Here is a 23,057-nt window from a genome sequence, read left to right as displayed (position 1 = left end):
TATGATTAAGGTATACTCTAATCATTATTCCTAATCAACAAGATGACTGATAATGAAAATACTCTTTGCTGCCTCCGAAATCTACCCTCTCATTAAAACAGGAGGACTGGCCGATGTGGCTGGTGCACTGCCTGTCGCCTTAAGGAAAAAGGGTCATGACGTCAAACTCATTATGCCTGCTTACCGAGGCATACTTGAAAAGGTAGCGCCAATTCAAAACACGATCAACCTAGGAAACCCATTTGGCGTAGGGGATTTGATCCTACTCGAAACCTGTATCCCTGAAAACAACATACCTGTTTGGCTCGTGCAATGCCAAGCACTTTATGAACGCGATGACGGGCCTTACGTAGACAAACAGGGTATCGACTTTACCGATAATCACGTTCGTTTTGCGGCATTATCATGGGCAGCAGCGAGGCTGGCGTGTGACGGTGAGCTTACACAATGGCAGGCCGACATACTTCATTTGAATGACTGGCAAACGGGTTTTGCCGCGGCGTATCTTGAAAGCTGGAAAGTTGATCATCCGCCGATTGTGACCACCGTACATAATTTACGTTATAACGGAAGTTTTGACATGGATCAATTTTCTGATCTGCATCTGTCGTCGGAATTACTCAGTTTGCATGGTATGGAATTTTATGGGCGCTTCTCAGGATTAAAAGCGGGCTTAGTGTACGCCGATGCGATCACCACCGTCAGCCCAACTTACGCCAGAGAAATACTGACGCCCGAGTATGGAGACGGGTTAGATGGAACGCTCCGTGCAATGCAAACTAAGTTAATCGGCATTTTAAATGGTGTTGATTACGATCAGTGGTCGCCTGAAAAGGACGCGCACATTGCACATCAATACAGCGCCAATACGCTTGGACAAAAACAAGCGAACAAGCTTGCCTTGCTACAAGAGAATCATTTATCCGAAGACATTACTTTCCCTTTATTTGGGGTTGTCAGTCGACTCACTGAACAAAAGGGCTTAGACCTTATACTGGAAGCGATGCCTGCCTTATTGCAAAAAGGCGCACGCTTGGTCGTACTTGGGGCTGGAGACGCATCATTAGAAACACGCTACCTTCAGCTACAAGAACAATACCCAACTCAGGTCGCCGTTCGCATTGGTTATTTTGAAGACTATTCTCATCGAATCCAAGCCGGCATCGACGCTCTGCTTATCCCTTCACGCTTTGAACCGTGTGGGTTGACTCAACTGTATGCGCTAAAATATGGCACATTACCCGTTGTCAGACACACAGGAGGGCTTGCTGACACGGTTTTTGAAGGCGGCGATAACCCCAATGGGTTTGTTTTCCATGAAGCCAACAAAGACGATTTGCAAGCCGCAATGGAACGCACTATGGCGTGTTTTTACGACACACCTCATTGGTTGCAAAAACAAAAAAATGCCATGCAATGCAATCACAGCTGGGACGCTGTGACCGATCAATGGGTGAGCTTATACCGCTCGCTGCTGAATCAGTAAAGTGGCGCTAATTTAGGGATATATCGCTGCGAGCTTGGCTTTCCCAAGCTTGCACACCCTCAAGAATGGCCTGATCGGTAAACCCCTCTTGTTGCATCTTTTGCAATGCCTCAACGATCGCCTGCTTTACAACGGGGTTGTTGCATGAAGACCGCTTAGACATGGTCAGATACAAACCCTCACTGCTTAAATGAGGTGACATAGACACAACAGAATCAGACAACCCAAGCAAAGAAGCGTACGCGTAAGCCGGATTTTTTTCGTATAAAACGTAGTCTACTCGGTCCGCGGCTAACATTCGTAAGGCTTGTGAAATACTGGCTACTGACAAAATATTTAAATTGCGCTTCGCATACTGATCAAATTCTTGCCCTAAACTGTTATTAATAACAGTAACACCCCACTTTCCCTGTAAATCTTCTTTTTGATGGAACACAAAGGGCTTATCTTTGCTCTGCCACACCACGCTGGTGGTATGCAGCAGCACAGGGGCAAAGTAATCCATATAGTTTGCGCGCTCATTGGTGTAAAACGCGCCCGCTAACAGATCCACTCGGCCGTTCTTCACGTCTCCCTGAGCTCGTGACCACGGGCCGACATAGGTTAATGCAATCGGTATCTCGATGCGGCGGCTGAGTTCGTCGATAATGAGGCGATTAATGCCCATCAACTCATTAACCATGTCTTTCTGGCGCCATAAAAAGGGCGGGTATTCTGCATTTCCTGACGCCGTTAAAGCGCGACACGACGACGTGACAGCGGCTTTTTCAGCAGCAACGCTGGTGTTCGACAGGACCAGGATCAATCCCAACAAACACCCTATTAAATGTAGATAGAGCCGCATACAAGTCACCCCTTGGTGTGATAACACTCAATGCCAAACACTCAGCACACGTAAATTACGTAATAATTTTTTCATTTAACAAACTACGAGACCTCTAAAAATACTTACACAATCACACTACGCTTGACATTGTTAACAACATTATTTTGACGCTGTTAATAATACTAGTGCATAAACACGAAACTTTCCTAAAAAGGCCACAAACATGAACGACTGTCTTTTGGTTCCGTTCCCAAAATAAAGGCCAGTGATACCGTATTATTACAGCGATCACTCGCTAGTTTGAACTCATCATCCACCAGATTAAAACGCGCCGCGCCAGGCGGTAGAATGATCGGCAAAGACATTGGGTTCATTCCACGCATAAAATCGATCCACACCTTTTGTGCACCGCTGCTGCCGGTGATACTAAGCGGCACATTGTCATCGTCCCCCAACCACACGGTGGTCGAATAACCGCCCGTAATCCCGACAAACCAACTGTCTTTTTGTTGATTTGTGGTGCCTGTTTTGGCCGCAAAACGCAGATTAGGGAAGACTGACTGAGCGGCTCGCGCCGTACCAATCTGTGGTGTTTGGGTCATACCCTCCAACGTCACCGCGAGTAAGGCGTCGGTAAAGGGCACGTCTTTGGCTTGATCAAACCGTTTTAAAAGTCGATCTTTTTGATCCATCACAGCAAGCACAACGCCCAGCTCACTGCTCTTGCCTTGTGAAGCAATGGGCTGATAAAGGCGAGACACTTCAAAAGGCGACAACTCCAAAGAACCTAAAGCGACGGCAGGATGCATAGTAAAAGGCCGCTTAACCCCTAACTGGCGTAATGTATCACCCACTCGATCAAAACCAATTTGCTCGGCCAAAGATACGGTGGCCAAATTGTACGACTTCGCCATCGCCTCATAAAGATGAACCACGCCATGCACCTTACGATCATAATTTTCTGGCTGCCAAATCTGCCCTCCCACATTAAATTTGATGCGTTTGTCGTCGATCTGTGTCCACCAAGTGTAACGCCCTGTTGCTAAAGCCGATAAATACAAGGGCGGTTTGACCAAAGAGCCAATCGGCCTAACCGCGCCCAACGCCCTATTAAAGCCCGTGTAATACTGATCACTGGAGCCCACTACGGCACGGACCTGCCCCGACACTCTATCGGTGACGACCATGGCGCCTTGCAAACCTTTTAGTTTTTTGTCATTTTTTTCTAATACACCAACTTGGCGCTGCATCGCAGCACTCGCTGTGCGCTGAGCCCGAATATCAACACCGGTATAAATGCGCAAATTTTGCGTTGCCAACGTCGTTTCATCAAAGTCTCGTGACAATTGCAATGCGACTAAATCTAAATAATCCCCATACACAGAACGCTGTTTCTTTTTATCCGCGAGACGAATGGGCTGCTTTACTGAACGACGGTAGCCCTCAGCCGACAAACGCCCCTGGCTCTTTAGTACTCCAAGTACCGTGTCACGCCGGTCTTTGGCACGCACTGGCGAGCGTTCTGGGTTATAAAGAGAAGGACCTTTAACCATGCCCACTAATAACGCCATTTCATCAATATTTAATTCGTTTAAAGGGCGACCAAAAAAATGCTCACTCGCTGCAGCAAAACCATGCAGCGCGCTGTTGCCCAATTGCGCCAGATACACCTCGTTCATGTACGCCGTAATAATCGACGCCTTTGAATAATGGTATTCAAGCAACACACTCATCACCACTTCCGTGAGTTTGCGCGTGTAAGTCCGCTCAGAACTTAAATACATATTTTTAACTAACTGCTGCGTCAGGGTAGACCCACCTTGACGTCTCGCACCTTGAGTCAGATTAACAACCACAGCTCGAGCCATGCCCGTCAGTGAAATCCCCCAATGTTGGTAAAAATCTTGATCTTCCACCGCAATAAGAATGTCAATTAGCGGCTTGGGGATCTCTTCATACGTCAATATTTGGCGACTTTCTGTATTACCCCCATACAAGTAGCCAATACGTTGAGGCTCTATTCTCGCTTCTGTGACCTCGTCCCCACTTAAGGTCTGAATAACCAAGTGACCGCTTTGAAACGAAAAAATGCGCCTTTGACTGTCGTGGAAGCCAGACTGATCAACATATGAACGTAAGTGAGCACTTACCTTTGTACTGCTTCGTGCTGCCCAACCGACATTTTGGCTATTTCGACCAAAGCGATAGCCCGTTTCTTCTAATAGCGCCTCTAAATCTTGCTTTTTCCACGGAGCGCCATTGGTAAGCACAATCGGTGCGCTGTACACCTCGGAGGGGACTTGCCATTTTTGCCCTTCAAATCGGGCAACCACCTGACCATTGAGCCACCAAACCCAGAGGGAAAAAGGCAAACTGGCCAACAGACCAACAATAAACAGCCATTTTAAACAGGCAAGACATAGCCTCTTCAAAAAAGAAGGTTTGGCGCGTCGTTTCGATTTTTTCGAGGACTTACGTGAGGATTTTGCAGGAGTTTTCTTAGCCATATGCGTCAAGTATAGGGAGCTTACTGCACGCAAGCAACGCCCGTTAAAAACTAACACAATTCTTACATATTGACTCATCACTCATCGCACTTTAGAGTGCGTTGATTACAAGCGTTTTATGTAGTCGATTTGTTGCGCTTTTTTTGTGGTGCCAGTCGACTATGATTTCAAAACATTTATTATAAAAAAGTGCGGTAATCACGTGTTTAATAAGCATCTAATCCCTAATGCGCAAAATCTTCCTGAAGGCAAGGCGCTTAATATCGAAGTAGAAAAATACCGCTTTGTTGTGACCAAGCAGCAAGGCAAAATTATTGCCTACGAAAACCTATGCCCGCATCAAAAAAAGCCCCTTCATGGAGCGTCTGACTCGGTATTAGACGACGACGAAGATTATCTAAAGTGCCATCATCATGGCGCACTTTTCTCACCGTTGGACGGCACTTGCATTACCGGTCCATGCCAAGGCAGCCATCTAAAAAAAGCCACAGTGGGCATTGAACAAGGCAATTGTTATTTATTAATTGCCTAGTCACCCAACCACTCAGACAATTCATCAAGAGCGAAGCCGTGAAGTCTTACCGTTTTGTTAATGCCATGGGGAGGGCTTTGAGCGTGTTTTTGCTCACGACACTGCTCATTGTGATGCCATCCCGGTCAGTTGCGGGGGAGTTAAGTATCGCTGTCGCATCTAACTTCATTGCCCCTATTAAAAAAATTGCGACGCAGTTTAAACAAGAAACTGGGCACTCACTTCGACTGTCCTTTGGCTCCTCTGGGAAGTTTTATGCGCAAATCAAAAACAACGCCCCATTCGATGTTTTTTTGTCGGCCGATCTGGTCAAGCCACGCGCGCTCAGTAAGGAACAATTAGCCCTTCCTGACAGCCTGACTATTTACGCCAAAGGCAAGCTGGTGCTTTGGTCAGTAAAGCCGATAAACGCACTGACACTTGAAGCCGCCGTCGTCAACGCCAATCGTATCGCCATTGCCAACCCTACTTTGGCGCCTTATGGCAAAGCCGCTGAAGACGTATTGAAACACTTAACACGGTGGGACAGTACGGAATCCAAACGGGTTCAGGGTGAAAACATCAGCCAGACCTACCAATTTGTTTACTCACAAAATGCCGACCTTGGGTTTGTCGCGCTCTCGCAAGTGCGCTCAGGCCGCATCACAGGGTATACCAAAGATATCCCTACTAAACTGTACCGCCCCATCAACCAAGGGGGCGTAATACTATCGAGATCAGAAAACAAAGCCTTAGCCGCCACGTTTATGACATTTTTGATGCGTGCAGACACACAGGCTCAGATCATTAACATGGGTTACGCAGAATAGGAGGAAATACCGTGTCACTCAGTTCAGAAGACCTGGACGCTATCTGGCTGACCTTAAAGCTCGCCACCATAGTGACCGTATTGTTAATGATCATCGGCACGCCCATCGCCTGGTGGTTAGCTCGAACCCAGTCATGGTTAAAAGGCCCAATAAATGCCATTGTGGCCATGCCCTTAATACTGCCACCCACAGTATTGGGGTTTTATTTATTGATCTTCCTTGGACCGCAAGGCGCCATGGGGCAATGGCTTGAGTCTTTAGGTATCACGCCGTTGCCGTTCAGCTTTTCTGGTTTGGTTGTGGCGTCCATGCTGCATTCTTTACCCTTTGTGGTACAACCCATCCAGAACGCTTTTATTGCTGTAGGAGAATCCCCATTGGACGCCGCTGCGACACTTCGCGCTTCGCCGTTGGACACCTTTGTTAATGTGGTGCTGCCACTGGCAAAACCCGGCTATCTCAGCGCCGCGGTGCTGGGCTTTGCTCATACGGTTGGCGAATTTGGTGTTGTGCTCATGATTGGCGGGAACATTCCTAATGAAACTCGTGTTATTTCGGTGCAAATATACGATCACGTTGAAGCCCTTGAATACGGACACGCTCACACATTGTCGATCTTAATGATCGCCTTTGCCTTTGTGGTACTGACGCTTTTGTATCGAGCTCAAAAACGACGCCCCCGCCACTCTAAAACCAGCGATGTATTTTAATGTCATCTATAAAAAACAATACGCTGATCATTAAAGTGGCTCAACACCACAACGAACAAGGGAGTTTCTCTCTTGATCTGGATTTAGCCTTGCCAAATTCCGGTGTCACCGCTTTATTTGGACCCTCCGGCTCAGGCAAAACCACCTTGTTACGCTGTCTAGCCGGACTAGAAAAAAACAACAGAAACAACACAGAAAACACCCTCAGTTTAAATGGTGAAATTTGGCAACAACCAGGGTATTTCCGGCCTGCACACAAGCGCCCCATCGGCTACGTTTTCCAAGATGCCAATCTATTCCCGCATCTAACGGCTGGCGAAAACATACAGTTTGCGATAAAACGAGCCGATCCCTTTCAGTCGGTTGTTTCGTACAACGAAATCGTCCAACTGCTCAATATAAAAGCCGTTTTATCCCATTATCCAGACCAACTTTCTGGCGGCGAACGCCAACGGGTAGCCATGGCAAGGGCCATGTTAATACAACCTAAATTACTGTTAATGGACGAACCCCTATCCGCCCTCGATGAGACCATCAAACAAGACATCCTGCCGTACTTAGAACAGCTGTGCCAATCTGCCCGAATTCCTATTCTGTACGTTAGCCATTCACTGGAAGAAGTGATTCGTTTGGCCGACCACATGGTACTACTGGAAAAAGGTCGCGCCGTCGAACAAGGGGATACCCACACCTTGCTGGGGAAACTGGGCACCTCTTTTTCTCGGCATCAGGGGGCCAGCGTTGTGGTGTCTGGTACCATTGTGCGCCAAGAGGATCGCTGGGGGCTGTCTTGGCTTAGCATTGCAGATCAAGATCAAAATCCAAATAAGCAAACTCTCGCATTCAAGCAAGGGAAAGAAAAAATAGGCGACGCCGTCCGTGTTCGCATTCCATCCCGAGACGTCACTATATCGCTGAGCGAACCGGTAGATTCCAGCGTTCTTAATCGCTTATCCGCACACATCGATGACATTGAAAATGACCCGCAGGACCCGAGTAAAGTAATGGTGCGTTTGCTCGTTGGTCACACCCCCGTATTGGCGCGCATTACCGCTTTGTCGGCACATCGCTTATCGCTAAAAAAAGGCCAATCCGTGGTGGCGCAGATCAAATCCGTTGCCTTAGTACGCTAGTTCAACCAGAACACACGCAAAAACGGCCTTAAAAAGAACAAAAAAACCACCCGTAAACCCGTCATACAAATCAAGTAAACTGTTTTACCCGCATCTCAGAAATCGGTACACTCGGCGAAATTATTTTCAGGACTACAAAACATGCCAATACTCATTGCCGTCACTCTCTTGTGGGCGTTTTCATTTAGCTTAATCGGCGTGTATCTCGCCGGCCAAGTGGACGCTTGGTTTTCTGTTCTTATGCGTGTCGCCTTGGCGACGGTAATTTTCTTACCGTTTCTGAAGTTGCGTCAGATTGAAGCCAATATCGCTTTAAAATTGATGGTATGTGGTGCCTTACAACTGGGCATAATGTATGGATTTTACTACCAGTCGTTCCTGTATTTGTCTGTGCCTGAAGTGCTCTTGTTTACGGTGATGACGCCCCTCTACGTTACGCTCATTAATGACATGCTGGACCGTCGCCTCAATATCGGCTTTGCTTTCAGTGCACTGATTGCGATTTTAGGCGCAGTGGCTATTCGTTACCAAGGGATTGATGAAGGCTTTATTAAAGGGCTGATTATCGTACAATGCGCCAATCTTTGCTTTGCAGCCGGGCAGGTAGGCTACAAACGCTTAATCGCCAAAGAGCGCCCTGACCTTCCTCAGCGCACCGTCTTTGGCTGGTTTTTCTTGGGGGCATTGGCCGTGGTCATACCCTGCTATATTCTGCTTGGAAACCCAGACAAACTCCCCACCACAACATTGCAATGGTCGATTTTGACGTACTTGGGCATAGTCGCGTCAGGCATTGGCTATTTTGCTTGGAACAAAGGCGCCACCATGGTCAACATTGGCACCCTAGCTGTGGCCAACAACTTACTCATTCCAGCGGGCATTATTGTCAATGTGGTTTTTTGGAACCGTGATGCCGACATTCTGCGTTTAAGCATCGGAGGAGGAATTATCTTACTTGCGTTGTGGGTGAATGATAAATTCACCGGTAAGTTCAATCAGACATTCAATGCTCAGTCCAACGCCCGATCTGACGTGACAAACCCATAAAAAAGGGGAGCTAAAAGCTCCCCATTCCCCCTCGTAACAGAGACTTTTATGGCTATAGGCATTCACCATAAAAGCGAACTGTTACACCACGTTGGCACCGTAATTGAGCGACGACAAAAACGTGTCATACACCGCAATGTTCTGTCAATAGCATGATTATAAACAGGTGTTTTGCTAGTACAATAGGCAAAAGTAAAAAACTGACCGATTGAACAAGTTTTTTACTTTTGTGGCCATTTTCCTACTAACATCATTATTGATCGGATCATTCGATCAAATACGACCAATAAAGCGCCCCGAAAGTCTGTCGTTTTAATGAATAATAGAACCCATCTTAACCAACAGGACACGCTACAATGGGGTTACTCGTAGAAGGCCAATGGGTCGACCAGTGGTATGACACCAAAGCCAGTAAAGGCAAATTTATTCGCAGTGAATCCGAATTCAGACACTGGATTTACCCAACCAACCAATGCGACCCGAACAACCCAAGCCACTTCCCTGCACACGCTGGACGTTACCATTTGTACGTCTCGCTTGCTTGCCCATGGGCCCACCGCGCGCTGATCTTCATTCAACTAAAACAACTAGAAAACCTCATCAGCGTGAGTTGCGTGCACCCTGACATGCTTACTCATGGCTGGGAGCTCAAACAAGACGATCGCTTTACCGATGCTCACACCGACATGGGGGACCCGATCCACTATTTCCATTTCGCTCATCAGCTTTACACCAAAGCAAAGCCCGCATACAGCGGCCGAGTCACTGTCCCCATTTTATGGGATAAACAAGACCACACCATCGTTTCGAACGAATCATCAGACATCATTCGTATCTTAAACCGCGCCTTTAACGATCTAACCGGCAACACCCTAGACTTCTATCCCGCTGAAAAAGCCGACGCGATTGACACCCTTAACGAACGCATTTACCACACACTCAATAATGGTGTTTATAAATGCGGCTTTGCCACGACACAAGAGGCTTACGAGGAAGCATTAACGCCTCTATTTGACACATTAGATTTTTTGGAAGCGACCTTGGACGCTCAGTCTTATCTGCTGGGAGAAACACAAACAGAAGCCGATTGGCGGCTTTTCACCACATTAGTTCGATTTGATGCGGTGTATTTTGGTCACTTTAAATGCAATCTAAAACGCATTATAGATTACCCAAAACTAAACGCTTACATGAAGCGCCTATACCACACGCCAAACATTGCTAAAACGGTGAATATCCAGCACATAAAACGCCATTATTATTACAGTCACAAAAACATCAACCCGACTCAAATCATTCCTGCCGGCCCAAGCACACTGTTCTAATGACTGATCAAGCAAGCTGGACAATAGGAATTAAGGCAAATTAAAGAAGCCTAGGCTAAACTCTGTTAAAATAGGTTTTTTTTTAGGATAATAATGTTGTTTTTTCATTTGCCATCCTGTTGTCTAAGCCTTGCTTAGTGTGATTGACTGGCTATTAATATTGGATACTTGTGGTTGTTTATGGAAAAGAAAATTCTCTGGGTGATCTCATTTGCGCTTATCATCGTGCTGTGGATGAAAGCAACCGCCCTAAAAAATGAGCAAAATCAGACAAAACAAGCCCATATTCAAAAGCAAACTGAGCAAAACGAACCAGCGCAGGACACTGCGCCGTCACATCAAAACACAATACCCCCCCCCATAAAGAAAACAACACAACCCAATTCACCTCAACAAGAAGCAGGCGAAGCCACGTCTGATGAAAAAAGTTATTTCAAATCCCACCCTATCCCAAAAGACAGCCCTGACTTTGCGGCGATTGTAGATATAAAAGAACGTAAGCAAGCATTTTTTAGTTTCTTAACGCCTTTCATTAATGAGAAAAACACACTCATCCTAAAAGACAGAGAACGCTTAAACACTTTACTAAACAACCAAACAACACTGACGACTAAAGACATAAAATGGGTATCGCAGCTGCGTCAAGACCATAAACTGGCGCCGCTGGAAAGCTACAATAAAGACGATATAAAAGCCTTATTAAACCGACTCGACATCATTCCCGCGTCACTGGTACTGGCTCAAGCCGCTAACGAATCGGCTTGGGGGATGTCGCGGTTTGCGACTCAAGGCAACAATTACTTTGGTCAATGGTGTTTTCGTAAAGGCTGCGGCCTAGTACCTGAATCAAGAGACAGCGATGCCGACCACGAAGTTCGTAAGTTTAACGATGCTCGCGAATCGGTGTTTGCCTACATTGACAACTTAAATACCAACGCCGCCTACAAGCAACTCAGAGCGGAACGCGCTCAATTGCGCCAAAAAAATGACATTATTACTGGGCTCGCGTTATCCCAGGGTCTTCAGCATTATTCGGAACGTGGCCAAGCTTACATTGAAGAAATTGAAAGCCTAATAAACTACAACAAACTCTGGCGCTTTAATCGCATTCAAGTCAAACCAGAGCAACCCTAAACAGCTATTGTGCTGAATAAACAGCGGTTAAACACCGTAAATTGTCTCTTATTGTGACGAATTTACGTTGTGCAGGGGTGGCTATGCGTCACCCCCTTCATTACAATACCGTAATATTTTACCCACTCTTAAAACGAGGAAATTGAATTGGCCCGTTTACCTGTTATCGTTGGCTTTGGCGGAATCAATTCGGCTGGTCGTACTTCTTCCCATCAAGCTTATCGCCGTATTGTTTTTGATCTTCTGCCAAGCTCAATTCAGCAGGACGTTCTTCTTGACCTTGCTACTATTACCAATATGGCACAATACAAAGATGGCCTTTGGTACACTGACCGCGGCGACGCCATGGACGCCACGGAGCTGGTAGACAGCATCGGAGAAACGCTTTTGGCTCGGACGCTTATACGACGAATCCATCGTGACTTATTCGATGTTGATCACGTCGTCTTGCATAAATCCACCACTTTGCAATCAGGCCATACGGATGAAAAGCTCAGCTTTACCATAAAAACTCGTTCGTTACCCAATGTTCATCCAACTAATTGGCACGTCACAGCATTATCAGACACATTGAGCAAGGTTACCGTTGACGGCAACTTAGAAACCTTTATAAAAGACACCCGTCCCCTGTCAGTGAAAGCGGCTGGACAACTGCCTACAGGATTCGACCCTTCCAAGCTGTATCAGAGCCGAAACCACCCTCGTGGGTTACAAATGACCGTTTACGGCGCTTCCGATGCCATTAAGAGCAGCGGCATTGACTGGGAAACGATTCGCGACACCGTCGCCCCTGATCAAATGGCTGTCTACGCCGCCAACTCTATTGGGCAAATGGATGATTTAGGATTTGGTGGCATGCTCAAGTCAGCGTTAATGGGCAAACGCACCACATCAAAACACCTACCTCTGGGCTACGCTCAAATGCCGGCCGACTTTGTGAATGCCTACTTATTAGGCAGTGTCGGCAATGTTGGTACCTCAATTGGCGCCTGCGCGACGTACTTTTTCAATCTGGAAAAAGCCATTACCGGCATTAAGTCTGGAAAAATCCGGGTAGCAATGGTCGGTGGCAGTGATGCGCCTATTACCCCTGAAATCATCGAAGGGTTTAGAACAATGGGCGCCCTAGCGGAAGACGCGGCTCTGCTCGCCTTAGATAAAATAAGCAATCAGGCGGAACCAGACCACACTCGAAGCTGCCGGCCTTTTGCGCAAAACTGCGGTTTCACGATTGGTGAATCCAGTCAGTGGACCCTGTTAATGGACGATGAACTGGCCATTGAGCTGGGGGCCGAAATATTTGGCGCTATTCCAGCGGTTTTTTCTCATGCTGATGGCCATAAGAAATCCATTTCCGCTCCCGGTATTGGCAACTATTTGACCATGAGCAAAGCCATGGCCTACCTGCAAAACATCATTGGTAACGATGGCTTAACCCAACGCACGTTCATTCAAGCCCACGGCACCAGCACACCGCAAAACCGCATTACTGAATCTCATGTATTAAGCAAAGCAGCCACGAGCTTTGGTGCCACGGGCATACCCGTTGTCGCGATGAAAGCGTTTCTTGGCCATTCTCAAGGCACGGCAGGCGGCGACCAGCTGCATCTGTCATTAGGTGTATGGAAAGACGGCATCTTACCCGGCATCACCACTTCTCACACCATTGCTGACGACGTACACCAAGACGGTTTAGCCTTTCAGCTTAAGCATCAGAACTATGGTAAAGACTATTTTGAAGCGGCGCTATTGAACTCGAAAGGATTTGGTGGCAACAACGCGACGGCGGTCTTATTATCACCCCAGCACACGATGAGCATGCTCGAAAAACGCTACAGCCCTGAACAATTGGACGCGTACCGAGTAAGAAATACCACGGTATGCACAGCAGCAGAAGCCTACAATCAAGCCATGATTCGTGGTGAAATGCTTCCTGTCTATAAGTTTGGTTTTCATGTTTTAGAAGGTGAAGACCTCTCTATTACAGACACTGAGATCCGTTTGCCTGGCTATAAATTGCCCATAAATCTTCATGTTGATCATGAGTTCGACGATCTAAAATAGCCTAGACTGAACACCATGGAGCGAAAACTACTTTTCAGCGCACTAAGACACCGTGCTGGAAAGTGCTTTCTGTAAAAAATCTAAAAACAAACGTGTCTTCCTGGGCAGTAATTTTCGCTGTGGATAGATCGCATAAAAACCGATTTTATAACCGCTAAAATTTGGCAATAAATTGACCAACTGACCCGTTTTAAGGTATTTCTCGACCAGAAAATCTGGCTGATAAATCACCCCCATTCCCAACAGCGCAAACTGGGTTAAAGTGCTCCCATTATTTGCACTGAATGCACCTGAAATAGATACTGTGCGAACCTGCCCGCTCCCGTCCGTCAAAGACCACCGGTATGGCATGGTGGCATTCAAATACGCCAAACAGGAATGATTTAGCAAATCGTCAACGTCATTGATGGCGCCATTTTTTTTAATGTATTCGGGCGACGCACAAACAAACCCCTTGGCGTAGCAAAGGGGCCGAGCAACAAATTGATCACCACCCAAATCTCCGCCACGAATCGCAATATCTACACCGGACTCGGTCATATCGATACGCTTGTCGTTGAACTCAATATCGAGCATTATTTGTGGGTACAAGACGCTAAATTGATTGATCAGAGGCACAAGATGCGACAAACCAAAATCCATTGGCATGCTGATTCTGAGTAAGCCTTTTGGCTGTTGAGTCAACTCACCTATCTCGCCTTCCGCCTCCTCTATGGCATCCAATATAGAAACACAGTGCTGATAATATTTCCTACCGGCTTCTGTGACACTGATGTTCCGGGTATTGCGCTGCAACAACTTAGTGCCCAACTCCTCCTCAATCGCATTTACGTAACGCGTCACCATAGGCCGAGAGATGCCAAGTGAGTCACTGGCTAACTTGAAGCTATCGGCTTCATAAACACGACAAAATACCTTCATTGCCTGAAATTTATCCATCTTTCCTCAACATACATAAGGGCTTTATTATTCCATAATACGAAACACTGAATTTATATCAAGCCTGATTGTTTATAAAATTAAACACATTACACTATTCCTATCTTATCAATGAAAACAGGTATTAATGTATGAAAATAGTTACGATCAGCGCCTTTGCCCTTGCATCAAGTCTTACGTTGGCCGCCGATTATAAAATCGATCCGGCTCACTCCGCCGTGGCGTTTAAAATTGGTCACTTAGGTGTGAGCACCACCCTGGGCCGCTTCAATGAGTTTGAAGGCGATTTCTCCTACCCTGAAAATGAAAAATCAGGCCGAGCGTCTCTTATTATAAAAGCAGACAGCGTCGACACAAACCATGACGCTCGTGATAAACACCTTCGAAGCCCAGACTTTCTCGATGCCAAGCAATTTCCGACACTGACCTTCAAAAGCACAAACTTTGACGGTAACACGCTAACCGGTGACCTGACTTTGCATGGCATCACGAATGCAGTCAGGTTTGATGTCAATAAAATTGGCGAAGGCAAAGACCCATGGGGTGGATACCGTGCAGGGTTTGAGGCCACCACCGTTATTCAACGTAGCGATTTTGGCATCACATACTTCATTCCAGGGGTCTCTGACAACACCATGATAGAGATCTACGTAGAAGGCATTCGTCAGTAATAAAATTGAGCCAATAACGTAATAGCAAACAACGAAAAACAAGGTTTTAAATAAAGGAAACATGATGTACGAACAAGCCAGTAACACAACGATTTTAATGCTGTTAAACACGGCGGTTTACCCTTTTATAGCCGCCCTTATTTTCAGTGTGATAACTGGCAAATGGTTTCCTACGTCGTCTTTTCTGGGCTACCTCGGCGGCTTTGTGATAGGGCTCAGTCTGGTGCATACCGGCCTGAGCTTTCCCCCAAACCAAGCCATCGATTACTACAGCACCACCGCCTTAATCGGTATTGCCGTCAGCTTACTGATGCGATTAAAACCAAGCGTTGTTAAGCAGAGCTTAATCGCGCTATTGTTTGGCGTGTCGTTTTACTTGTTGTTAAACCCAGTACTAAAGCACTCAGGCCAACTTGTCAGTCTAAGCGGGGCCGCCGTCGGGGCGGTGATGACTTTCTTGTACTTTATTTTGACGACAATGTCGCAAAACAAACCCGTTGAGCACACCAATCGAACGCGATTTTTCTTCACTCACCTGCCCACAATCGGGCTTATGATTGCCGCAGGAGCGTCGTCACCTGTGGTTTCGATAGGAGGAAGCTTATTATTGGGGCAATTACTCGGCGTACTGGCGGCCGCCTTAATGGGCTACCTCGTCGCCAGTTATGCGCTAAAAACAACACAAACCGAGCATCACATCGTAGTTGCTTTTTTGCTGCTGGCTGGGGTACTGACTCAGAGTCATGTATTGGCTGACATTCCCACTACTGTCATGCTGATGATGCTAGCAAGTGGTTTCGTCACTCCCATTGCAAAGATATTGATTCGACCTTCATCACGTGAATCAAACACTCAATACAATTTTCTTATCATCACCACACAAGGGGTGATGAGCCTATTGCTTAGCGGATTAAGTGTGTGGCTTGTGTGGCCCCAGAGCAGCCTTTATTAGGGCATAAATGATATTGATCAGTTTCTAAAGATAGATCGAGAAGAAGGCCATAACGGCAATATAGTCGCAGCAATGGCGCAATTTAAAGCGCCATACGCCAATAAATACACGGTATCAGAGCCAGTCATATTCAGGTGCACCGCCACAAAAACATAATTCGGCAGCACAATACACAACCACACACTCACAACGAATAAGACACGACCCAAGATTGACATGGCGTTCACTCGAGTCAACAGCCATGCCATAAAAAAAACATACGCCAAAATCGCACCAGCAAACAACAGCATTATAGAGGCTTCAGGACGCCCACTGCCGACTTGAGCAACATGACTGGACAACGACGCTGGGCTCGACGTATACCAAACCAGCCCAATCACTAACTGAAGAATAAACACCAATACAATGGCTTTGTAATTCATTCTGTTCACATTAACTCCTACTTTGCGTGTTTACCCTCGACAAAAAATGGGTTTTTAGCTCCCTTTATACAACTCTTTCACTAGGGTTCGTAACTTAGATCGCCAAGGACGCTGCTTAATTCCAAAATGATTGAATATTCTTCGACAAGACAATGACTGGCGTTGCATCACAAGTGTCTCTTGTACTTCTAACCCTGACTCCCCAATGGCTTCCACTTCAACTTGCGCTTTTGGATCAAACTGCCCTGATGTTGCCACAATCGCCTCCACAAGACGAATCCAACTGATCTCTTCAGCACAGCAATAATGATACACGCCTGTATTTTGAGCGCCATAATGCCCTTGGTTTACCATAGATAAAATCACTCGAACCAAGTCTGAAACGGGCGTTGGACTACCAATCAAGTCGTCTTTGTACGCCAAGTTCACGCCATCTTGAATGAGTCCGAGGGTCCTACAAACAAAATCATCGCCTTTTCCACTAAACAGCCAGCCCGTTCTTAATACAATGTTATTGGGGTTCTTGAGAACAATGACTTCTGTTTCAATCAAAGCCTGTGCGTAAGGCTCCAAACCATCAGGAACATCCACCTCAGCATAGGGAACGCTTTTATTACCCGCGAATACCCGCGCACTGCTGAGCATAATTAACGTAGCATTGTTTTTTTCACTCAAGTAAGACAAAGTGGCCTGCAGTTTCTTAGAATCACTTTGTAATGCATGACGCAAACTCAAGGCGTCGATAACGACATCGTATTGCAGCGCGTCCAGTTCACTCCTTTTTGTCACGTCCAACAAGACAGATTCATCGGGACACAACCATTCAAATTCATTTTTTTGTTCAGAAAGCTGCAATAATGACGAGCCCACCTCTGTACCACTGCCCAGTAAAAGAATACGAATAGGGGCATTAATGTCTAATGTATTGTTCAAAACAAATCCTCGTTCCACCTAGGAAACACACTAAGTAGGTTATTGTATGTTTGCATTTTGATCTGTTCGACACTCTCCCCCCTAATAGACGCCACGTGCTGGGCGATCATAGGAATAGAAAGCGGTGTATTAACTTGCCCCTGAAAACCGCTCAGCGGCATATCGGGAGAGTCGGTCTCTAACACAAACGAATGCGAACTCAACGACGCCAGCACGCGATGGGCTTTTTTTGCTCTTGAGTAGGTTACCGTACCGCCAATACCCAACACAAAACCAAGATCAACAAAGCGCTTCGCTTGCTCTAGGCTACCGTTAAAGGCGTGCACCACACCCCCCTCTTTTACACCGATGTCCCGCAAACATTTAAGCACCAAATCCTCGCTTTTCCTAGTGTGTAAAATGACCGGCAAATGTAGGGATTTTGAGACGCTAAGCTGCCTTCGAAAAAAGTCCATTTGTAGCGTCAAATCAATCGCGCCAGGCCAACAATCTAAACCGATCTCGCCCACAGCAAGCGCATTCGATGCGTCAGACTGCTCACCGAGCAACTCGATGTGGCTCCGTTCAGCTTGGTTCAAAAAATATGGATGCAAGCCATAGGCCACACGCCATTGCGGGTAATGTTCAGCCAAAGACGCTATTTTCGACCAGCTTTTGTACGTCGTAGCGGGCACTAAAAAGCCGGCAATGCCAACATCAGCACAGCGTTTCATTAAACCGTCACGCTGCTCATCCAATGCCTCAACATCAAGATGGCAATGACTATCAATAAACATACGTAAAAAACCACAGAAATAAAATGAGAAGCGTTAGATTATAAAACAGACAGAAACAAAAAAGCCGCGCAAATGCGCAGCTTTTTGGGAAACGTTCAACAAAACGCTTAAAGAGAAGGGCCCGCGCTTACGATTGATTCAGAAACCGTATCAAACTTTTTGAAGTTTTCAACAAACTGCCCAATCAGGTTTTTCGCTTGTACTTCATAAGCGGCCTGGTCAGACCATGTTTTACGTGGGTTCAATAAAACACTGTCGACACCCGGAACCTGTATTGGAACATCAAGGTTCACGTCGTCCAAATGCTCGGTGTCTACATCCACTAACGCACCAGATTGAATCGCTGAAATGACTGCGCGTGTCACAGGAATGCTAAAGCGTTTACCGCCTTGGCCATGAGCCCCCCCCGTCCAACCGGTATTAACTAAGTAAACTTTGCTGCCAAACTCCTCAATACGCTTAATCAAAAGATCCGCATACACATCCGCAGAACGAGGGAAGAAAGGCGCGCCAAAACATGTTGAAAATGTGGATTTTATGCCTGTCCCAGCCCCCATTTCTGTGGAGCCAACCAACGCCGTGTAACCACTCAAAAAGTGATAAGCGGCGGCTTCTTTGGTTAACACAGAAACTGGTGGCAATACGCCGGTCAAATCGCACGTTAAAAAAATAATGGCATTCGGCTCACCGGCACGGTTACCGGCGGCACGCTTTTCGATGTGCTCACGCGGATAGCCAGCGCGACCATTTTGAGTCAACGACGTATCCGTGTAATCTGCGACTCTCGTTTCAGCATCCAACACCACGTTTTCAACGATAGTACCAAACTTAATGGCGTCCCAAATGATGGGCTCATTCTTTTGTGACAAATCGATGGTCTTCGCATAACAACCCCCTTCAATATTAAACACCGTATCCTTACCCCAACCGTGCTCGTCATCGCCAATAAGAAAGCGCTCAGGATCAGCAGACAAGGTCGTTTTACCCGTTCCAGACAGGCCGAAAAATAAAGTGACATCGTCTTCTGTACCCACATTAGCCGCGCAGTGCATCGGCAACACATCGTACGCCGGCAGCAAATAGTTTTGTACAGAGAACATGGCTTTTTTCATTTCGCCCGCGTAACGCATGCCAGCAATCAGCACTTTGCGCTCGGCAAAGTTTAAAATCACACAACCATCGGAGTTTGTTCCATCGCGGTCAGGTTCACAGACAAAGTTAGGGGCATTCAAAATTTGCCACTCCCCCTTGTCCGCTGGGTTATACGTGTCGGGACGAATAAACAAATTACGCCCAAACAGCTGATGCCAAGCCGTTTCAGTGCGCATAATGACAGGAAGGTAATAATCGTCTCCCGCCCCCACATGAATATTAGACACAAACGACTCTTGAGCATCCAGAAAAGACGCCACCCGATCCCACAAAGGCGCAAACTTGGCTTCTGGGAATGGGCGATTTACCGGCCCCCAATGAATATTCTCTTTACTGGACGCCTCTTCTACGATGAAACGATCCATAGGAGAACGTCCGGTACGAGCACCTGTTTCAACGACAAGAGCGCCGTTGTCTGCAAGTACACCTTCACCCTTTTGCAAGGCTTTTTCAACCAACTGCGGTGTCGTTAAATTGGTATGAATGCTAGTTACGTCTGATACGGAGTTCATGTTGCTAAGTCCTCTGAACTGTCAAGGTTGTCTGGTCATTCTTGCTGTTATGCAAACGTTGTCTTACGAACGTTTTTCTGTCAAAAAAGATAGTAACAAAACAATCTAAAAAAAAATATTGTTATAACCATATGTTATTTTATTACTTTTATGAAACTTTCAAAAAAACGTCAAGATATTGATTTTATTGAATTTTTTTAAAAAAATGCCATTAAATACACTTTTTCTCTAAAGTAAATGCTCATATAGTTAATAATTTTTGTAATTTTCTTCCTAAAAAGTGACCTTAATACTAAATAGAAAAATTATTACTTTCGATGAACCCATATAGCAAAGCCGCCATGAGGACCCGCCTTCTATAGCAAAGGCCACTAATGGGGAGGCTTTCTATTAAAAAACATCAAAAAAACACACTTATTTGAATTTTTCTTCGCCCTAATGTGTCCTGAAACCCTCTGCTTCATGGTAAGATTCTTTCTTAATTTCCTCTCCCAAACAGCTCAAAAGGTTGATCAATATTTATGTTAAAAACGAATCAGAACTGCAATATTGGCTTTGTCGGCCTGGGTGTCATGGGTAAAAACCTTGCCTTAAATTTAGCCGATCACGGTTACCGCGTTGCCGGTTTTGATCTTGACTCTCACAAAGTACAAGACGTTCTTGACACCGAAGCGGCTGAACGTCCAGATTCTTCTGCTGAAGCGCGCATTATTGGCTGTTCAAGCATGGAAGTCATGCTGTCTAACCTCGTTAAACCTCGCGTCATTGTGGTACTCGTACCTGCCGGTAACCCAGTGGATGCGGTTTGCTTGAATCTTATCAAAGCAGGACTAGAAGCCGACGACATCGTTGTTGACTGTGGCAATAGCCAATGGACCGATACCATTCGCCGTGAAGCCGAATACAAAGAAAAATTCAAATTCTTTGGCACAGCCGTTTCAGGTGGTGAAGTAGGCGCTCGCTTTGGTCCTTCGTTGATGCCGGGAGGCGATGCAGAATCATGGAAATATTTACAACCTATGTGGGAAGCCGTTGCAGCAAAAGTCGACGCGGATGGAAAGCCTATTGAAAGCAAAACTCCAGGAAAACCCGTGACAGAAGGCGAGCCTTGTACCGCTTATCTTGGGCCCAATGGAGCAGGACACTATGTAAAAATGGTTCATAACGGCATTGAATACGCCGACATGCAGCTGATTTGTGAAGCCTACCACCTACTGCGTTCTTTATTGGGTTACGAACCAGAAGAAATTGGGAAGCTATTTGCAAAATGGAACCAAGGCATTTTAAACAGCTACCTTGTTGAAATCACCGCCGATATATTACAACAATACGACCACGCTACTGGCGCCCCATTAGTGGATATGATTCTCGACAGTGCGGGCCAAAAAGGCACAGGTCGCTGGACATCCATTAGCGCAACACAAATGGGCGTACCTGCGGGCATTATCAGTGAATCAGTTTACGCACGTGCCCTAAGCACGCTGACTGGCGAACGAGAAATTGCCGCAGGCAAATTAACCGCGGACGTTGAAAGTGGTGAAATCATTGCTGAAGACGTAGAAAACGCCATTGAACAAGCGCTTTATTGTGCAAAAATCTGTGCTTATGCACAGGGTTTCCAATTGTTACGTGCCGCTCAAGCCGAATACGACTGGGTACTGAATTTTAGCACCATTGCCAAAATCTGGCGCGGTGGTTGTATCATTCGTGCGTCTTTCCTACAAAAAATCGCCGATGCGTTTAACGAAAACCACGAGCTTGAAAACTTGCTATTAGACGATTACTTCGCAGACGCCATGGACAGCAAGCAGTCTGGTTTGCGTAAAGCCGTGGTCTTAGCGGCGCAGTCTGGTGTTCCAACGCCCTCGTTCTTTTCGGCCTTAGCTTACTTTGATGGCTACCGTTCAGAAGTATTGCCTGCTAACTTATTGCAAGCGCAACGCGACTACTTTGGCGCGCATACCTACGAACGCGTCGATGCAGAACCCGGCCAGAAATTTCACACTTACTGGCAAGAAGAAGGTCGTCCTGAACGCAAAGCGTAAGCACGGCACTCTGAACTAAAAAATCCGCAGAATGATCTGTCATTCTGCGGATTTTTTACATCCATCAAGGTCAGTCAACGTCTTTTACTTCATTTTCTTTTCCATCGACGTCAACATACCGCGCAGCATACCAAGCTCCTGCTGATCTAAACGCGAACGCTGAAACAAGCGTCGAAACCGCGTCATCACCTGCATAGGCATATCTGGGTCTAAAAACTCGGTTTTTACTAGCACTTTTTCCAGATGTTCAAGTAAATAATCAATTTGTTCAACATTGGCCGCTGGTACATCCCACTTACTGGCGACCACAGGGGCGTCTTTCATTAAGAGTGATTTCATTCTTAGTTCGTAAGCAATCACCTGCACCGCAGCACCTAAATTTAGTGAGCTAAACGTCTCCACAGATGGGATATGCACATGATAATTGCAGCGCTGCAACTCTTCATTGGTTAAGCCACGGTCTTCACGACCAAACACAAACGCCGTGACTAACCCTTCATCAAACACCAAATCCGCGGCTTGTCTTGGGTCCACCAGCGGCCAAGGAATATTGCGCTCACGAGCACTGGTACCAATCACCAGCTGACAATCTGCTAAGGCTTCTTCCAGTGTCTCTACCACCACCGCATTGTCTAAAATATCGGTTGCACCCGAGGCACGGCTAACCGCTTCATCGCTGGGATAATGCTTTGGCGCCACTAAGTATAACTCAGCCAAACCCATGTTTTTCATGGCTCGAGCTGCGCCACCAATGTTGCCAGGATGCGAGGTATTGACCAGAACTATTCTTACGGTGTTTTGCATTGTGTTAAGTGCCTTAATAACAGTCTAAAAATACGCCCATCTTAGCAGATATTTACCTCAGAACAGCAAACTGATCATTTTTCCAACAAGAAATACCTAGTAAAAAACAGGCTATTAAGCTAGAATTCGCGCTCAAATTTTGGCGTTTGGTTTTCATACACTCTCTAAGGTAACAACCGTATTTCGGTACCTACTTTAGGTGAAGGAACAACGGAACGCTCGCTCTTTAACACTTTATTTAGCAACTTATCGCTTTTTTAGCGATACGTGCATTTTAA

20 protein-coding genes are annotated in these 23,057 nt (G+C 46.3%); 12 read left to right on the top strand and 8 right to left on the bottom strand.

What is annotated here, in order from left to right; translation table 11 throughout:
- Positions 1-52 precede the first annotated feature (52 nt).
- Positions 53-1,486, top strand: a complete 1,434-nt coding sequence (glgA, locus tag FXV75_RS04155) for a glycogen synthase GlgA (RefSeq protein ID WP_148831316.1) — start codon at positions 53-55, stop codon at positions 1,484-1,486.
- Positions 1,487-1,493: 7 nt separating this feature from the next.
- Here glgA and FXV75_RS04150 read toward each other — a convergent pair whose 3' ends face one another.
- Entirely contained in the window at positions 1,494-2,330 is an 837-nt protein-coding gene (locus FXV75_RS04150; protein ID WP_148831315.1) for a substrate-binding periplasmic protein, read from the bottom strand.
- A 188-nt stretch (positions 2,331-2,518) separates the two neighbouring features.
- Positions 2,519-4,819, bottom strand: a complete 2,301-nt coding sequence (locus tag FXV75_RS04145) for a transglycosylase domain-containing protein (RefSeq protein ID WP_148831314.1) — start codon at positions 4,817-4,819, stop codon at positions 2,519-2,521.
- A gap of 202 nt (positions 4,820-5,021) precedes the next feature.
- Between FXV75_RS04145 and FXV75_RS04140 the strand changes: the two genes are divergently transcribed.
- From FXV75_RS04140 to FXV75_RS04105, 8 genes are all read left to right on the top strand, one after another.
- Positions 5,022-5,351, top strand: coding sequence for a Rieske (2Fe-2S) protein (locus tag FXV75_RS04140; protein WP_148831313.1), 330 nt, complete (start codon positions 5,022-5,024; stop codon positions 5,349-5,351).
- 38 nt (positions 5,352-5,389) lie between these two features.
- On the top strand, positions 5,390-6,160 hold the full coding sequence (modA, locus tag FXV75_RS04135; RefSeq protein ID WP_222863085.1) for a molybdate ABC transporter substrate-binding protein: 771 nt from the start codon (positions 5,390-5,392) through the stop codon (positions 6,158-6,160).
- A gap of 11 nt (positions 6,161-6,171) precedes the next feature.
- A complete protein-coding gene (gene modB / locus FXV75_RS04130) occupies positions 6,172-6,870 on the top strand; it encodes a molybdate ABC transporter permease subunit (protein WP_148831312.1) in 699 nt (232 codons plus the stop codon).
- On the top strand, positions 6,870-8,003 hold the full coding sequence (gene modC, locus FXV75_RS04125) for a molybdenum ABC transporter ATP-binding protein (RefSeq protein ID WP_148831311.1): 1,134 nt from the start codon (positions 6,870-6,872) through the stop codon (positions 8,001-8,003). The genes modB and modC overlap by 1 nt, the downstream gene beginning before the upstream one ends.
- A 141-nt stretch (positions 8,004-8,144) precedes the next feature.
- On the top strand, positions 8,145-9,050 hold the full coding sequence (locus FXV75_RS04120) for a carboxylate/amino acid/amine transporter (RefSeq protein ID WP_148831310.1): 906 nt from the start codon (positions 8,145-8,147) through the stop codon (positions 9,048-9,050).
- 356 nt (positions 9,051-9,406) lie between these two features.
- A complete protein-coding gene (locus tag FXV75_RS04115; RefSeq protein ID WP_148831309.1) occupies positions 9,407-10,375 on the top strand; it encodes a glutathione S-transferase family protein in 969 nt (322 codons plus the stop codon).
- A gap of 180 nt (positions 10,376-10,555) precedes the next feature.
- The gene (locus FXV75_RS04110) at positions 10,556-11,509 is read left to right on the top strand and encodes a glucosaminidase domain-containing protein (protein ID WP_148831308.1); all 954 of its coding nucleotides are present in this window, start codon (positions 10,556-10,558) and stop codon (positions 11,507-11,509) included.
- A gap of 147 nt (positions 11,510-11,656) precedes the next feature.
- A complete protein-coding gene (locus FXV75_RS04105) occupies positions 11,657-13,573 on the top strand; it encodes a beta-ketoacyl synthase (RefSeq protein WP_148831307.1) in 1,917 nt (638 codons plus the stop codon).
- 42 nt (positions 13,574-13,615) lie between these two features.
- On the opposite strand, the gene FXV75_RS04100 is transcribed toward FXV75_RS04105, so the two are convergent.
- Positions 13,616-14,512 (bottom strand): LysR family transcriptional regulator, encoded by an 897-nt coding sequence (locus FXV75_RS04100; protein WP_148831306.1) that lies wholly within the window; start codon positions 14,510-14,512, stop codon positions 13,616-13,618.
- A gap of 131 nt (positions 14,513-14,643) precedes the next feature.
- Between FXV75_RS04100 and FXV75_RS04095 the strand changes: the two genes are divergently transcribed.
- Both FXV75_RS04095 and FXV75_RS04090 read left to right on the top strand, forming a co-directional pair.
- Positions 14,644-15,183 carry a YceI family protein gene (locus FXV75_RS04095; protein ID WP_148831305.1) on the top strand — a complete coding sequence of 180 codons (540 nt, stop codon included), beginning with the start codon at positions 14,644-14,646 and terminating at the stop codon, positions 15,181-15,183.
- Between the two features lie 61 nt (positions 15,184-15,244).
- Positions 15,245-16,135: a hypothetical protein gene (locus FXV75_RS04090; protein WP_262368458.1), complete on the top strand. Its 891-nt coding sequence runs from the start codon at positions 15,245-15,247 to the stop codon at positions 16,133-16,135.
- 17 nt (positions 16,136-16,152) lie between these two features.
- Here the strand turns inward: FXV75_RS04090 and FXV75_RS04085 are convergent, their stop codons facing one another.
- The 4 genes from FXV75_RS04085 to FXV75_RS04070 form a co-directional block, all read right to left on the bottom strand.
- Positions 16,153-16,566 carry a hypothetical protein gene (locus FXV75_RS04085; protein WP_148831304.1) on the bottom strand — a complete coding sequence of 138 codons (414 nt, stop codon included), beginning with the start codon at positions 16,564-16,566 and terminating at the stop codon, positions 16,153-16,155.
- 45 nt (positions 16,567-16,611) lie between these two features.
- Positions 16,612-17,490: an SDR family oxidoreductase gene (locus FXV75_RS04080; protein WP_148831303.1), complete on the bottom strand. Its 879-nt coding sequence runs from the start codon at positions 17,488-17,490 to the stop codon at positions 16,612-16,614.
- A complete protein-coding gene (locus tag FXV75_RS04075; RefSeq protein WP_148831302.1) occupies positions 17,487-18,266 on the bottom strand; it encodes a TatD family hydrolase in 780 nt (259 codons plus the stop codon). Before FXV75_RS04075 ends, FXV75_RS04080 begins: the two co-directional genes overlap by 4 nt.
- A 107-nt stretch (positions 18,267-18,373) precedes the next feature.
- Entirely contained in the window at positions 18,374-19,930 is a 1,557-nt protein-coding gene (locus FXV75_RS04070; protein ID WP_148831301.1) for a phosphoenolpyruvate carboxykinase, read from the bottom strand.
- Positions 19,931-20,451: 521 nt separating this feature from the next.
- On the opposite strand from FXV75_RS04070, the gene gndA reads away from it, so the two are divergent.
- Positions 20,452-21,975, top strand: a complete 1,524-nt coding sequence (gndA, locus tag FXV75_RS04065; RefSeq protein WP_148831300.1) for an NADP-dependent phosphogluconate dehydrogenase — start codon at positions 20,452-20,454, stop codon at positions 21,973-21,975.
- An 84-nt stretch (positions 21,976-22,059) separates the two neighbouring features.
- Here gndA and FXV75_RS04060 read toward each other — a convergent pair whose 3' ends face one another.
- Complete coding sequence (locus FXV75_RS04060; protein WP_148831299.1) at positions 22,060-22,779, bottom strand: RNA methyltransferase; 720 nt, start codon at positions 22,777-22,779, stop codon at positions 22,060-22,062.
- Positions 22,780-23,057: the final 278 nt, after the last annotated feature.

It is taken from the genome of Marinomonas sp. IMCC 4694 (assembly GCF_008122525.1).
Lineage (GTDB): Bacteria > Pseudomonadota > Gammaproteobacteria > Pseudomonadales > Marinomonadaceae > Marinomonas.
Note: the sequence above shows the minus strand (reverse complement) of the source record. Positions and strands in the feature narration are given on the sequence as shown.